General features: G+C 62.7%; 12 protein-coding genes. 3 read left to right on the forward strand and 9 right to left on the reverse strand.

The genetic code is table 11. The annotated features are described in order from the left end of the window. Positions 1 to 63 precede the first annotated feature (63 nt). Complete coding sequence (locus tag BN1130_RS11615; RefSeq protein WP_042042186.1) at positions 64 to 1,074, reverse strand: S66 family peptidase; 1,011 nt, start codon at positions 1,072 to 1,074, stop codon at positions 64 to 66. After that, a complete protein-coding gene (locus BN1130_RS11620) occupies positions 1,074 to 1,391 on the reverse strand; it encodes a heavy metal-binding domain-containing protein (protein ID WP_042042187.1) in 318 nt (105 codons plus the stop codon). Before BN1130_RS11620 ends, BN1130_RS11615 begins: the two co-directional genes overlap by 1 nt. Before the next feature lie 259 nt (positions 1,392 to 1,650). Between BN1130_RS11620 and BN1130_RS23045 the strand changes: the two genes are divergently transcribed. After that, entirely contained in the window at positions 1,651 to 1,779 is a 129-nt protein-coding gene (locus BN1130_RS23045) for a hypothetical protein (protein WP_269745811.1), read from the forward strand. Between the two features lies 1 nt (position 1,780). Here BN1130_RS23045 and BN1130_RS11625 read toward each other — a convergent pair whose 3' ends face one another. Beyond that, positions 1,781 to 3,073 carry an NAD(P)/FAD-dependent oxidoreductase gene (locus BN1130_RS11625; RefSeq protein WP_042042188.1) on the reverse strand — a complete coding sequence of 431 codons (1,293 nt, stop codon included), beginning with the start codon at positions 3,071 to 3,073 and terminating at the stop codon, positions 1,781 to 1,783. Between the two features lie 77 nt (positions 3,074 to 3,150). Then, positions 3,151 to 3,690 carry an alpha/beta hydrolase YcfP gene (ycfP, locus tag BN1130_RS11630; RefSeq protein WP_042042189.1) on the reverse strand — a complete coding sequence of 180 codons (540 nt, stop codon included), beginning with the start codon at positions 3,688 to 3,690 and terminating at the stop codon, positions 3,151 to 3,153. A 177-nt stretch (positions 3,691 to 3,867) separates the two neighbouring features. Between ycfP and BN1130_RS21335 the strand changes: the two genes are divergently transcribed. Next, positions 3,868 to 5,025, forward strand: coding sequence for a GGDEF domain-containing protein (locus BN1130_RS21335; protein WP_052448222.1), 1,158 nt, complete (start codon positions 3,868 to 3,870; stop codon positions 5,023 to 5,025). A 16-nt stretch (positions 5,026 to 5,041) separates the two neighbouring features. Here the strand turns inward: BN1130_RS21335 and BN1130_RS11640 are convergent, their stop codons facing one another. From BN1130_RS11640 to BN1130_RS11650, 3 genes are all read right to left on the reverse strand, one after another. Next, positions 5,042 to 6,898 carry a M3 family oligoendopeptidase gene (locus BN1130_RS11640; protein ID WP_042042190.1) on the reverse strand — a complete coding sequence of 619 codons (1,857 nt, stop codon included), beginning with the start codon at positions 6,896 to 6,898 and terminating at the stop codon, positions 5,042 to 5,044. A 122-nt stretch (positions 6,899 to 7,020) separates the two neighbouring features. Further along, on the reverse strand, positions 7,021 to 8,799 hold the full coding sequence (locus tag BN1130_RS11645) for a M3 family oligoendopeptidase (RefSeq protein WP_042042191.1): 1,779 nt from the start codon (positions 8,797 to 8,799) through the stop codon (positions 7,021 to 7,023). Positions 8,800 to 9,056: 257 nt separating this feature from the next. Beyond that, positions 9,057 to 9,989: a DUF808 domain-containing protein gene (locus BN1130_RS11650; protein ID WP_042042192.1), complete on the reverse strand. Its 933-nt coding sequence runs from the start codon at positions 9,987 to 9,989 to the stop codon at positions 9,057 to 9,059. A gap of 241 nt (positions 9,990 to 10,230) precedes the next feature. Between BN1130_RS11650 and BN1130_RS11655 the strand changes: the two genes are divergently transcribed. Continuing rightward, entirely contained in the window at positions 10,231 to 10,821 is a 591-nt protein-coding gene (locus BN1130_RS11655; protein WP_042042193.1) for a DUF924 family protein, read from the forward strand. Positions 10,822 to 10,893: 72 nt separating this feature from the next. Here BN1130_RS11655 and secF read toward each other — a convergent pair whose 3' ends face one another. Both secF and secD read right to left on the reverse strand, forming a co-directional pair. Beyond that, positions 10,894 to 11,805 (reverse strand): protein translocase subunit SecF, encoded by a 912-nt coding sequence (gene secF / locus BN1130_RS11660; RefSeq protein ID WP_042042194.1) that lies wholly within the window; start codon positions 11,803 to 11,805, stop codon positions 10,894 to 10,896. A gap of 2 nt (positions 11,806 to 11,807) precedes the next feature. Then, positions 11,808 to 13,619: a protein translocase subunit SecD gene (secD, locus tag BN1130_RS11665; protein ID WP_198135267.1), complete on the reverse strand. Its 1,812-nt coding sequence runs from the start codon at positions 13,617 to 13,619 to the stop codon at positions 11,808 to 11,810. Between the last annotated feature and the right edge of the window lie 68 nt (positions 13,620 to 13,687).

Consider the following 13,687-nt stretch of genomic DNA (forward strand, 5'->3'; position numbering starts at 1 on the left):
ATCAGAAAAGAGGCCGCCCCAGGCGGCCTCTTTCTCACCTGTCCATGGGGTCATCAAGCGCGCTCAAGAGCACCAAGGCTCAAGCAGTCGCAACTGCTGGCGGTCAAGATCCAGCTCGGCCTGGATCCCCAGGGGCAGGGTCAACATGGGGTGGGTATGGGCACAATCAAACTCAGCCAATATGGGGAAGCTAGGCTCGCCAATCACCTCCAGCAGGATATCGAGGGGCCGCTTGCCGCTGCCCTGATCGTTGAAGCCCTCGTGTTTGCCAAGCAGCAGGGCGCCAATCCGGCTGAAGACGCCGCACAGCTTGAGGTGGGCGAAACTGCGCTCCACCGTCTCGGCGGATTTGAGGCTGTCTTCGAGCAACAAGATGTCCCCCTGCTCGATGGCAGGCATATAGGGGGAGCCCCAGATCCCTGCCAGGGTGTTGAGATTGCCGCCAATCAATCGACCCCGCACCCTGCCCGTGCCAAGGCTGATGAGTCGATTCTCCTGCCGCAGCTTGGCGCGGCTCTGGCTCTCCCAATCGAGCCGCTCTTCACTCCAGTGGGTTGGGGTCGGCAGGAGATAGGGCAAGGGACAAGCCTCGCCAGCGCAGATCCCAAGGAAGGCAGCCAACGTCTCATCGACCAGGGGTGGCCACTCCCCGAAGGAGGCGACCAGGGCGGGACCGTAGAAGGTAACCAGCCCCGTCTTGGCCTGAATGCCCAGCAGCAGCGCCGTCACATCCGAGTAGCCGATGATTATCTTGGGATCCCGGCGCAGCGCCTCGTAATCGAGATGGGGCAGCAGGGAGTTTGAGTTGCTGCCGCCGATCACCGACATGATTGCGCGCACCTGCGGGTCGCGAATGAGGGCATTGAGCTCGGCAGCTCTCGCCGCGATGGAGCCGGATCGCCAACTCTCCTGCTGACCCGTCAGGCTGCCCGCCTTGAGCACAAAACCCTGCCCCTCAAGATACTCTCTGGCCCGGGCGAAACGGGTCGGCGCCCAGGCGGTTGCCGCGCTGGAGGGCGAAAAGAAGCCGATGCACTCCCCGTGCTTGAGTCTGGGAGGAAAAAGGGGGCCCATCAGATCACCACGGCAGTGCCGCTAATGCTCACCATCAACATGCTGCCGTTCTGACCGACCACTTCATAATCGAGATCGATGCCGACCACGGCGTTCGCGCCCAGCGCCTGGGCGCGCTCTTTGAGCTCATCGAAGGCAATCTCCCGGGCCCGGGCCAGCTCTTTCTCATAGGCGCCGGAACGTCCGCCTATGATGTCGCGAATACCGGCAAACAAGTCCTTGAACACATTGGCGCCGAGGATGGCCTCGCCGACCACGATGCCGCGATACTCGCGAATGGCTTTACCTTCCAGGGTGGGGGTGGTTGAGAGGATCATGGGATCTCCTTGTCGTGGTGATCGCGCACCATGCGCTGAGTCCCCAGAGTAACAGGCCGGTATCAAAACGACACCCCTCACCGCTTCCCATGGGCAAATCATGAATGGGCCAGAATAGAACAAGACATTGATTTACCATGAAAATATGATTTTACATGCCTCATGGCATGCTCATTGGATTCACTCAAACTCAACGAGGTCAGCACAGGTTGTGCGAAGCGCCACGCGGATCATCAAGATTGACTCAACAAGGATATGGATGAAACCACAGCGACTGCGTCTGCCCCTCAGCCTGCTGGTGACTGCCCCCAGCAACAGACAAAAAAAGGGAGAGGCCTGGCCTCTCCCTTGCTTCATCGTGCCCACTGCCATGGGCGAGGTGCAATGACTCAGTGCAGCTTCAGGGTCGGTCTCAGCACCCGGTTGATGCGCCCCACCAGCATGATGAGGCCGGTCTTCACATAACCGTGCAGGGCGACCTGGTGCATCCGGTACAAGGAGATATACACCAGACGGGCGATGTAGCCCTCGACCATCATGGAGCCGCGCATCAGGTTGCCCATCAGGCTGCCGACGGTGGAGAAGCGGCTCAGGGAGACCAGAGAGCCGTGATCGTGGTAGAGATAAGGCTTCATCTCGCCACCTGCCAGCTTGGCCAGGATGTTCTTGTAGGCCTGGGTTGCCATCTGGTGAGCAGACTGGGCGCGAGGCGGCACGAACTTGCCATCGGGCTGCGGACAGGCCGCACAGTCGCCGATGACGAAGATGTTCTCGTCACGGGTGGTCTGCAGGGTCTGGTGCACCACCAGCTGGTTGATGCGGTTGGTCTCAAGCCCGGCGATCTCCTTCATGAAGTCCGGCGCCTTGATGCCAGCGGCCCACACCATCAGATCCGCTTCGATAAGCTCGCCATCCTTGGTGTGCAGCCCCTCGGCCGTTGCCTCGGTGATCATGGTGCCGGTGCGCACATCCACCCCCAGCTTGACCAGCTCCTGGTGGGCTGCGCCGCTGATGCGCTCTGGCAGGGCAGGCAGTATGCGCGGGCCCGCTTCGACCAGGCTCACCTTCAGGCTGTCGGTGGTGAGGTTCTTGAAGCCATAGGCATAGAGCTGCTCCACCGCGTTGTAGAGCTCGGCGGAGAGTTCGACCCCGGTGGCGCCGCCACCGACGATGGCAATCTTGACCTTGTCCCCTTCCTTGTATTCCGTCGCGAACTGCAAGAAGCGGTTCATCATCTGATCGTGGAAGCGGTGTGCCTGGGAGGGGCTGTCCAGGAAGATGCAGTGCTCCCGGATCCCCTTGGTATTGAAGTCGTTGGACACTGAACCTATTGCCATGACCAGGATGTCGTAAGGCACGTCACGCTCATGCACCACCAGCTTGCCGTCCTCATCGTGGATGGGGGCCAGTACGATGCGCTTCTCATCACGGTTGATGGCGGTCAGGCTGCCGAGCTGGAAGTCAAAACCGTGGTTCTTGGCATGGGACTGGTAGCTCAGGGCATCGATGCCCGCATCCATGGAGCCGGTGGCCACTTCATGCAACAGGGGTTTCCACAGGTGGGTGCGATTGCGATCCACCAGGGTTACCTGCGCCTTGTTCTTCTTGCCCAGCTTGCGGCCCAGGCTGGTCGCCAGCTCCAGTCCGCCAGCCCCGCCGCCGACGACAACGATATTGGTCATGGTGAATTTCCTCAGTCTCATTTAAAGCTAAGGGAGCCGGCGGCTCCCTTGAAGTTGAATTCCATGACGTGACTGCATCAGGCCTCTTTGAAGGCCTTCATCCGCTGCAGGTGATGAGAGATGTTCTTGAACTTGTGGCTCTCTGTCTCATCCCACACGATGTTGTAATAATTCTTCAATTCACGCTCAATGTCCGCATTATTACCCACTTCATCCTGGACGGAAAGGATGCACAGGCAATTTCCTGAGTTTTTATTACGAAATTCTGACACACATTTGGTGCCTATATCCTGATACTCCTCAGGCCGGTCGATGCGCCCTTCCATGTTGATTTCCGGGTGCAAATTGGGGTTGAAGATGACCTGCTTGATGCCACACAGGAAACCGATCCGCTCGCTCCAGTATCCTCCCAGGCCCACGCCGCAGATGAGGGGCTTGGGATCCGAACTCATGTCGAGCTGTTTCTTCACCTCTTTGAGCAGGTGACTCATGTCGTGACGGGGATGAACGGTGCTGTAATGAACGAAGCGCACATCATCATCGATATACTGCAACTGCAGCACTTTCTCATGATTGCCAAGGCTAGTGGCATCAAAGCCATGCAGATAGATGATCATGGTAAGACCTCAGACTCTGTGTCGGTTCTATCGAAACTACCGCAGCAGGCGGGCCCCACGCCACCAAAACATGCGGCTTTCTTGCTTTGGATCACGCCGGCCATCGTCAGCTGCGTCCGGCCTTCCCGTCACAACTTGCTACTCTTCAAACACAAAAAGACCACGGATGGGGTCGCTGTGAACGCCATTGCTCTGAGTTATCTGCTACTGGCGGCCCAGATGGGGCTGTATGGGATCCTCTGGTCCCTGACCGCCTGGCTGGTGCGCAGTGAGCGGCTCACCGGCCTGCTCGGCGCCGCCTACTCCCTGTGCTGGGCCGGTGCCTTGGCGCTGTTTGCCCTGCGGGGCACCCTGACCCCCTGGCTCACCTACACCGGCGCCGATGTCTTGGTGCTCTGCGGCTTCACCCTGTTGTGGGGCCGCGCTTACTGCTTCGACAGAGGCCGTTTCCCCTGGCGCCGCTGGTCACTGGTGACCCTGCTCGGCGCCTTGCTGCTCATCTGGGCCGGGCCTGCCCCAGAGCACATGGACCTGCGCCTGCTGCTGCTCGCCCTCTTCTCCGGGGTCAGCGGCTTCCTGATGATCTGCTACTCGGCCCGCCCCTTGCGCCAACAGCTGGGCACGCCGCTGAGCTGGCTGATCTGCCTGCTGGGGCTGGCCGCCATCCTGGCCTGGGGAGAGCGGATCATGATGGCCCAGAGCCTGCCGATCCCGGCCCAGGATTTCGTCTACCCCTCGAGTCACAACATCCTGGCCTTGCTGGTGATCTGGCTGCTCACCATTGCCCTGCAGCTGGGGCAGTTGTTCATGGTGGTGCTGCGCAACACCCGCAAGCTCAACGACCTCTCGGTACGTGATGCCCTGACCCAGCTCCTCAACCGACGCGGCTTTGAGGCCAGATGGCGCGAGCTGCCCGCGGCATCCAGGTCGCTGCTGCTCATCGATGTGGATCACTTCAAGCAGGTCAACGATCGCCACGGTCATGATGTGGGCGACAGGGTGCTGTGCCACCTCGCCCGCCAGTTCACCGATCACATGGGGCCATCCGCCACCCTGGCCCGGATCGGCGGTGAAGAGTTCGCCATCTTGTTGCCGGGGGAGGATATCGCCAATGCCCATGGCCGCGCCGAATACCTGCGCAGCCAGATAGCCGCCACGCCACTGCCCAGCGAACAGGGCGCACTCCATGTCACGGTCAGCATTGGGGTGGCCACCAGTCAGGGGGAGTGCCTCTTCGAGCTGCTCAAACAGGCCGATCTCGCCCTCTACCTCGCCAAGCGACGCGGTCGCAACTGCGTCGCCAGTCAGCAGGATCTGGCCGCGCAGATGAGTTGAACGCCGGCCTCCCAGGCTATCGCGCCCCGGACATTGACACCTCGGTGACCCCGGACAGCTCCTGACTCAAGTCGGCAAAACGGTTCACCGCCTCCTCCACCCTGTCCAGACTCTGCTGCCAGAAGGCGGTGGTGCGAATATCCAGCCCCAGATGTTCCAGCACCAGGGCCTCGGCGCTCATGCGCCCCGTGTCGCGCAGCAGGGCGCGATAGGCCTGCGCCACCCCCGCCTCCCCCCGCGCCTTGCGCGCCATCAACTGGCCATAGACCCCCAGGCTGAACAGGTAACCAAACAGATAGGGGTAGTTGTAAAAACCCAGCCCCGGGATGGCGAAGTGCCCCTTGGCGGCCCAGAACAGCGGGAAGTACTCCCCCAGACTCTGCTCGTACCAGCGCCCCCACGCCTCATCCATCAGCTCCTTGAGCCGGGCACTGCCCACATAGCCCTGGGCCCGCTCGCGCACCAGGGCTTGCTCGAAGTCGAAACGGGCCGGGATATTGAGCAAGAAGGTCGCGGCGCTGTCGGCCTCCATCCAGGCGATGGCGTCCCGATCCCCCGCCTCGGCGCGTTCAAACAGGGCGCCACGCACCAGGGTCTCGGCGAAGATGGAGGCCGTCTCCGCCAACGTCATGGGATAGGCTCGCTGGCTCATGGGCAAGTCGCGCAGCAAGCAGTTGTGCCATGCATGCCCCAGCTCATGGGCCAGGGTCACCAGGTTTCTCATGCTGCCCTCATAGGTGAGGAAGACCCGGGGCTCGACGGGATCGGCAAACTTGGTGCAGTAGGCGCCGCTCTGGCGACCAGGGCTCGGCGCCGCATCAATCCAGCCGCGCTCGGCCATCATGCGGGCAAACTCCCCCATCTCGGGATCGAAGCTGGCAAAGGCCTCGGCTATCCACTCGATGGCCTGCTCAAACGGGATGCCTGGCGCCGAAGCTGCCGGTGCGGGGGCGGCCAGATCCGCAGCGCTCATCCGGTTGATGCCGAGCCGACGCCCCATCACCCCCAGCGCGCGCTGACCCAGTTCACGCCGCGCATAGGTGGCGCTCATCATGGCCTCCAGGGTCACGGGTTCGATGCGGCTCTGATGGCAGGAGAGAGCCAGGGCATCCAGGGGGCGGCCGGCTTGGGCGCCGCGCTGGCGAGCCAGCTCCAGGCGCCAGCCATTGATGGCATTGAGGATGGCGGCCACCGTCTCCTGCTCTGCCTCCCAGGCGGCACTGATGGCCGCCTGGGCTTGCAGGCGCACGGCGCGATCGGCGCTGCCGAGCAGGTTGCTGGCCTGGGCCAGCCCCAGCTCGCGGTCATCGACGCGCAGCCGCAGTCGGCCCGCCAGCTCGTTGTAGAGGTTGCCCCAGGCGTGCAGGCCATCGCTGCCCAGACCAATGACCAGCTGCTCCGCCGCCACCGGCAGCCGTTGATCGGCCAGGCGCCGCTCGTGGCGTAGCCGAAAGGCCTCCTCCCCCAGCAGGGGGTCTCTCATCAGCGCCTCGAAGTCGGCACCGGGCAGGGTGAGCAGCAACTGCTCCATGGGCGCCAGGGTCTTGAACAAGTCGGCATTGAGGGCGCGGGCGCGAGAGGCCTGGGTTTTGGCCAGCGGGTCCCGGCTATTCTGGCTGGCGGCACTGGCCGCCAGCACGGCGATATTCCAGCCGATGTTGCGAATGCCCTGGGCGCGCTGGCGCACCTTGCGCAGGAGTGCCAGCCGCGCCGCCGGCTCCTCGCACGCCGTCTCCAGCTCGCCCATCACATCAGCCAGCTCGATGAGACGGCTGCGAGCCTGGGCCAGATCGGCCTCCAGTTCCAGGCTATCGAGGCCGGGATAGATGTGTTGATTGTCCCAGGATTGGGGATAGACGGTATCTTGGCGCATCGATTCTCTCTTTATCAGGCGGGTTGCGGGCACACATCCGCTGGTGAAGGGGCACCCAAACAGGGCTGCGCCGCCTCTTCAGCGGGCGCAGCCCACTCATAGGTTGGCAAGGGAGGCAGGGCTCAGATCAAGCGCTCGAAGCGCTCGACCCCCTCCTCCACATAGTTCAGGCTCTCATGCCAGAAGTCGGGCTCCCGGATGTCCACCCCCAGGTGTTTGGCAATGAGATCTTCGGCGCTCATCCTGCCGGTGTCGGTGAGCAGGGCGCGATAGGTCTCGGCGAAGCCGCTCCCTTCCCGCACCTTCTGGGCATAGAGACTGAGGGCAAACAGGTAGCCAAACAGATAGGGGTAGTTGTAAAAACCCACCTCGGAAATGGAAAAATGACCCTTGCTGGCCCAGAACAGATCGTCATGGCGACTGAGGCTGTCACCATACCACTGCTCCATGGCCGACTTCATCAGGCTCCTCAGCTGACTGGCCCCGACATAGCCTTCGCGGCGGGCCGCCACCAGAGACAACTCGAACTCAAAGCGTGCGGGGACATCGACCAGCAGCGAGGCGGCACTGTCGGCGTCCATCGAGGCGATGTTGCGCCGCTCACTCACCTCCTGACTGCGCTCGAACAGGGCGTCACGCACCAGGATTTCGGCAAACAGCGAGGCCGTCTCCGCCAGGGTCATGGGGTAGTCACGCTGCTCCAGCGGCAGGTCACGCAGCAACCAGCTGTGCCAGGCGTGGCCCAGCTCATGGGCCAGGGTCGTCAGATTATCCACTGTCCCCTCATAGGTGATGAAGACCCTGGGTTCGGCGGGATGGGCGTACTCCGTGCTGTAAGCCCCGCTGCGTCTGTGCTCGCTGGGTGCCGCATCTATCCAGCCGCGCTCGGCCATCATCAACACGAAGGCCCCCATCTCGGGGTCAAACTCGGCGAAGATCTCCGCAATCAGGGTGATGGCCTGCTCAAAACCGATCAGCTTGGGCTCGCTCACCGGCGCCGGTGCATAGAGATCCCAGGGACCATAATCGCGCAATCCCAATGCCAGTGCCTTGCCCTTGAGGGCGCGCTGACCCAGGGTGCGGCGCTCCCGCGTCACGCTCAAGAGGGTATCCAGGGTCTGGCGACTGATCTGACTCTGGTGACAGGAGAGATCCAGGGCATCGAGCTGGCGCTGCCCTCCCCGCTGGCGAGCGAGCTCCAGGCGCCAGCCGTTGATGGCATTGAGGATGGCGGCCACCGTATCCTGTTCCTCCTCCCAGGCGGCGCGAATACCAAACCAGGCGGCCTTGCGCCGTGCCTGCTGCGGATGACTGAGCAGGTTGCTGGCCTGGGCCAGCCCCATGCACTCCCCCGCTATCTGTGGCATCAGCTTGGCAACCAGGCTGTCGTAGAGCTCGCCCCAGGCCTGCAGGCCATCCACCGCCAGCCCCTCCAGCAGCTGTTCGCAGGCCAGACTCAACTGCTGATCTTGCAGCTCACGCTGATGACGGACCTGGTGCGCCAGCTCGAACAGTTCCGGATCCTGAAGCAGGGTCTCGACCAGCGCCGGCGCAGCCTCCAGCCAGAACAGGGTCACCGGTTTGGTAACCTGCGCCAGGCGCGACGAGAGACGAGTACTTCGGGATAACAGGGTCTTGGCCGCCTCGTCCTGGCCGTTGCGACTGAGTAGGTTATAGCCATAGACGCCGCTATTCCAGGCGAGTTCAGTCAGCCCTTTCGTCTGCGCGCGAATGGCGCGCAGCAGCGCACGCAGGGCGGCCGGCTCATGGCGGTGGGCCAGTTCAGCGATCAGGCACTCCAGGCGATGAAGGGCCGGTTCGGCGTCGGCAAACTGCTGGTCAATGGTCGGGCAGTCGGGGGCGGCGAAGATGTGCTCATCACGCCAGATCATGCGGTTCATAAGGCTCCTTGGTTGTGTCGCGTTGTCTGCATCCATGACAAACCTCTTCTGACGAGAGGCTGGTCAGCATGCTAGGAGAAGCCCGACCCCCTGACCATCCCCCATATATGCGCGCCACCCGCCCCTGATAGCCAGGGAACGCCAGCAAGCAGTGCGCCCCGACCAGCGGGGCGCACTCTGTACTGTTTGATCACGGCGTGACTGAGTATGGGGAGGCGCAAGAGAGGCAAGCGCCACCGCCTCTCTTGCAGGGGGTGTTATTTGGCGGGCTTGAGCCTGCTCACCATGCTCATCAGCGCCACCAATGCCAGACCGGCCAGCACACCGATCAGGGCATTGAGCAGGGTCGGCGTCAGGGCACCCAGTACGCTGCCCATCGTCGGCAGGGTCTGCACGCTCGCCGCCGCCCCCTCGACCAGGTGGTGCACGAAGGGCCAGCCATGGACCAGGATGCCGCCACCGACCATGAACATGGCAATGGTGCCCACCAGCGCCAGCAGGTGCATCAACTTGGGGGCCACCGCCAGCAAGCCGCGGCCCAGCCCCTGACGCAACAGGCCGCCATCCGGTTTCTTCAACAGGTGCAAGCCGATGTCATCGAGCTTGACGATGAGGGCCACCAGGCCATAGACCCCGACCGTCATTAAGAGCGCTATCCCCGCCACTACGGCAATCTGCAAGCTCAGGCTGGTACCTTGCACCGTGCCAAGGGCAATGACGATGATCTCGGCGGAGAGGATAAAGTCGGTTCGAATGGCCCCCTTTACCTTTTGCTGCTCATAGCCGACCAGGTCCTCGATGGGAGGATGAGATGCGGCGCTCCCCTGCACATCCTCACCCGCCGTCTCCTGGTGGGGCAGAAACTTGTGCACCAGCTTCTCCGCGCCCTCGAAACAGAGATAGGCGCCCCCCAGCATCAACAGCGGGGTAATGAGCCAGGGGATCAGGGCACTGATGGCAATGGCGGCGGGCACCAGGATCAGCTTGTTGCGAAACGATCCCTTGGCCACGGCCCAGACCACCGGCAGCTCACGCTCGGCGCGCACCCCGGAGACCTGTTCGGCATTGAGGGCAAGATCGTCTCCCAACACACCCGCCGTCTTCTTGGCGGCGACCTTGGTCATCAGGGCGACATCATCGAGCACGGTCGCAATATCATCGAGCAGGGTCAGCAGACTGGCTCCGGCCATATCAATTATTCCTCATGTCAGTGGCGGGGAAATCCATCGGTAGCGAGACACTCTTCTTTGTCACTCCCTTGGTGATCTGCGCCATCTCGGCCAACGAGCGGGTTCCAGGCATCATGGTGGCTTCCTTATTTCGGACTAAAGATGGCACAGTGTAACGAGAAGCCGCCGTTTCGGCAGCACCCCTTGAGTCGTTTGTCCTTTGCTGCATCCGCACTCATCCCCTCTAGCCCAAGGAGTTTCCATGCAACCCTGGCAGCCTCTGCTCGATTTCTGGTTTGGCGATGACACCGACGATGCCAGCCGTGCCAAGCGACAAGCCCCGCTCTGGTGGGGTAAAAGCCGCGACACTGACCTCCTGATCCGCCAACGCTTTGGCGCGCTGGCCGAGCAAGCAAGCGCCGGCACCCTGGCCCACTGGGCCGAGGTGCCCACCGGGCGGCTGGCGCTGATCCTGCTGCTGGACCAGTTGCCGCGCAACATTCACCGCGGCACCCCGGGCTCTTTTGCGCAGGACGCCAAGGCCCTGGCCCTCACCTTGGCCGGGTTGTCCCTGGGGGCGGACAAGGCACTCTCCCCCCTGGCGCGGGTGTTTTACTACCTGCCCCTCGAGCATGCGGAGCAGCGGGAACATCAGGCACGCAGTGTCGCCCTGTTCGACGCCCTGGCCGCCGAGCAGCCCGGCTCGACCTTCGCGGGCTACCTCGATTTTGCCCGCCGCCATCAGGTGATAGTGGACAGATTCGGTCGCTTCCCCCATCGCAATGCCATTCTGGGCCGCCCCAATACGACCGAGGAGAGCGCCTTTCTCACGCAGCCGGGCTCGGGCTTCTGACTGGCCGCCCCTCATCGCCATTGAAAAACGGGCCAAAGGCCCGTTTTTCGTACGCATTGGATTGCAGCTCGTTCAAGCCGCCTCGGGCAATGCCTCCTTCTTCTGGTAAGCCGCAGGGCTCAGCCCCAGCAGCTCCTGCACCGTGGAGGCCACCGTGATGGAGGAGAGGGTACCGGTCAAAATGCCGGCGAACAGGGTGAAGGCGAAGCCATGGAGGGCATCGCCGCCAAACAGCAGCAGGGCTCCCACGGTAAAGAGGGTGGTGCCCGAGGTGATCATGGTGCGGCTGAAGGTCGCCTTGATAGCGATATCGCTGCACTCATGCATCCCCAACCGGGTGCGGGAGCTCAAGATGTCCCTCAGCCTGTCCGAGATGACGATGCTGTCGTTGAGGGAGTAGCCGATCACCGCCATCAGGCCGGCGATCACGTTGAGGTCGAACTCGATATGGAACAGGGCAAGCAGCCCCAGGGCGACCACGGCATCATGCAGCACCGACAGCAAGATGCCGACGGCCTGACGCCATTCGAAACGAAACGCCAGATAGACGGAGATGGCGATAGAGGCCACCAGCACCGCCATCATCCCCTGCTGGAACAACTCGGCGCCCACCTGGGGGCCCACTATGGTGGTGCGCAGCAGTTCGACCGGCAGGCCAAGCTGAGTCGCCAGCCGATCGGCCAGCTCCTGGGCAGGCATGGTCAGCCCCTCGGGGGGGAGCTTGATCAGCCACTCACCGGGGACCCCGGCCGGTTGCAGGCTCACCAGGGCGCGCAGAGGCTCCCCGAGCAAGGCATTGATCTCATGGGCATCCTTGAGGGTCTGGATCTTGAACTCCAGCAAGATGCCCCCGGTGAAATCCAGTCCCAGTTGCAGGCCGTTGATGACCAGCAGCCCGAGACTGGCGAGGGTGAGCAGCACGGAGAGGCCCAGCCCCAGATAACGCCAGCGGGTCAGGCTCATGGAAAAGAAGCGATGAAACATGATTAAACCCTCTGCAGCCGTTGGCTGCTCTTGCCCCAGATGGGATTGATGATGGCGCGCGTGCCCCAGATACCGGTAATCATGCTGGAAACCAGCCCCAGGATCAGGGTGATGGAGAAGCCCTGCAGCGGGCCTGAGCCGATGGCGTAGAGCACCACGGCACTGATCAGGGTGGTGATGTTGGCGTCGAAGATGGTGCTGAAGGCCGAGCGGTAGCCAAAGTCGATGGCTCCCGCCAGGCTGGCACCTTCACGCAACCTGTCCTTGACCCGCTCGAAGATGAGCACATGGGTATCCACCGCCATGCCGACCGTGAGCACCAGACCGGCGATGCCGGGCAGGGTCAATACGGCGCCGGGCAACACCGCCAGCATGCCCACCTGCATCAACAAGTTGCCGAACAGCGCCGTGATGGCGACCCAGCCAAACTTGCGATACCAGCACAACATGAACACCATCATGCCGACCATGCCAAACACCAGGGCGCTAAAGCCCGCCTCTATGTTCTGCAACCCCAGGGTGGGGCCTATGCTGCGCTCTTCCAGGATCTTGAGGGGCGCGGTCAGGGCCCCGGCGCGCAGCAGCATGGCGAGCTCCTGTGCCTCCGGCATGCTGCCAAGCCCGGTGATGCGGAACTGGTTGCCGAGCGCCGTCTGTATGGTGGCCACGTTGATCACCTGACTGTGAGCCCGCAACTTGCCGCTGCTGCCCGTCTTGTACTCGGTGAACACGGTCGCCATGGGGCTGCCCACATGCTGGCGACTGAACTGGCTCATCTTGCTGCCCCCCAGGGCATCGAGCACTATGCCGACCTGAGGCTGCCCCATCTCTCCCATGCTGGCACGGGCATCGACGATGTGATCGCCGGTCAACACCGGTTTGCGATCCAGTCCGACGCTGCGTCCCTCCTTGTCGGTCATGACAAAGCGGCTGTCCGGCTTGGCCTGATAGAAGGCCAGGGATGCCGTGGCGCCAATCACCTCCTTGGCCTGACGGGGGTTGTGGACCCCGGGCAGCTCGATGCGGATACCATCCTGACCCTGGCGCTGCACCGAGGCTTCGACGATGCCGAGCTCATTGATGCGCTTCTTGAGGATCGACAGGTTCTGGGTGACGGCGTTATTGGCGAGCAGAGTGCGCTCTGCCTCGCTCATCTTGAGGGTCAGCACCTGGTCCGATCGGGTCAGCAGCCACTGGCCCTGACGCACACCGCCACTCTCCTTGACGAGGGTGAGCCAGGCGCCCTGCTCCGCCCCCTCTGGCAGCACTATGCGCACCTCCCCGGTCGCTACCCGGCTCACATTGCCCCCGCGCAAGTGGGCTTCCCGCAGGCCGGTGCGCAGGTTATCCACCAGATTCTTGGTCTGATTCTCCAGCACGAAGTCCAGATCGACCCCGATCAGCAGCTGCGAGCCACCCCGCAAATCCAGCCCCAGCTTGATGGGGGTGGCGCCGAGCTGGCTGATCCAGGTCGGCGCCTTGGCATGAAACTCCAGGGTCAGGGCGGCGCTGTCATGGCCCTGCTGCTCGAGCAACTGTTTGGCTCTTTGCTGATCCCCCTGATCGGCAAACACCAGCTCCAGCTTGTCCGCCGAGGCGATGGTCTGCTGCAGCACTATGCCCTCTGTGCCCAGCAGCTTGGCATCGCTGGCACTCAGGCTCGACTGGCCATGCAGGCCGAGGGAAGGCTGCTCACCGAAGAAGGTGGGCAGGGAATAGAAACCGAAGGTCAATAACATCAGCAGCAACAAGGCGTACTGCCAGGCGCTGGTGCGGTTGTGCAGCAGGCGCGGTTTTTTTCTCACACTGTTCATGGCAAGGATCCAATTCGAAACAGGCATGGCGATCGCCGCGATAGTCGCAGCAGACGCAGAAAATCAAT

Origin of the sequence: Aeromonas rivuli (assembly GCF_000820045.1) — a bacterium.
GTDB lineage: Bacteria > Pseudomonadota > Gammaproteobacteria > Enterobacterales > Aeromonadaceae > Aeromonas > Aeromonas rivuli.

Bases quoted from the DNA above. Each gene is read 5' to 3' on its own strand.
- BN1130_RS11615 (WP_042042186.1), bottom strand. From the start codon at position 1,074: ATGGGCCCCCTTTTTCCTCCCAGACTCAAGCACGGGGAGTGCATCGGC.
- BN1130_RS11620 (WP_042042187.1), bottom strand. From the start codon at position 1,391: ATGATCCTCTCAACCACCCCCACCCTGGAAGGTAAAGCCATTCGCGAG.
- BN1130_RS23045 (WP_269745811.1), top strand. From the start codon at position 1,651: ATGAAACCACAGCGACTGCGTCTGCCCCTCAGCCTGCTGGTGACTGCC.
- BN1130_RS11625 (WP_042042188.1), bottom strand. From the start codon at position 3,073: ATGACCAATATCGTTGTCGTCGGCGGCGGGGCTGGCGGACTGGAGCTG.
- ycfP (WP_042042189.1), bottom strand. From the start codon at position 3,690: ATGATCATCTATCTGCATGGCTTTGATGCCACTAGCCTTGGCAATCAT.
- BN1130_RS11640 (WP_042042190.1), bottom strand. From the start codon at position 6,898: ATGCGCCAAGATACCGTCTATCCCCAATCCTGGGACAATCAACACATC.
- BN1130_RS11645 (WP_042042191.1), bottom strand. From the start codon at position 8,799: ATGAACCGCATGATCTGGCGTGATGAGCACATCTTCGCCGCCCCCGAC.
- BN1130_RS11650 (WP_042042192.1), bottom strand. From the start codon at position 9,989: ATGGCCGGAGCCAGTCTGCTGACCCTGCTCGATGATATTGCGACCGTG.
- BN1130_RS11655 (WP_042042193.1), top strand. From the start codon at position 10,231: ATGCAACCCTGGCAGCCTCTGCTCGATTTCTGGTTTGGCGATGACACC.
- secF (WP_042042194.1), bottom strand. From the start codon at position 11,805: ATGTTTCATCGCTTCTTTTCCATGAGCCTGACCCGCTGGCGTTATCTG.
- secD (WP_198135267.1), bottom strand. From the start codon at position 13,619: ATGAACAGTGTGAGAAAAAAACCGCGCCTGCTGCACAACCGCACCAGC.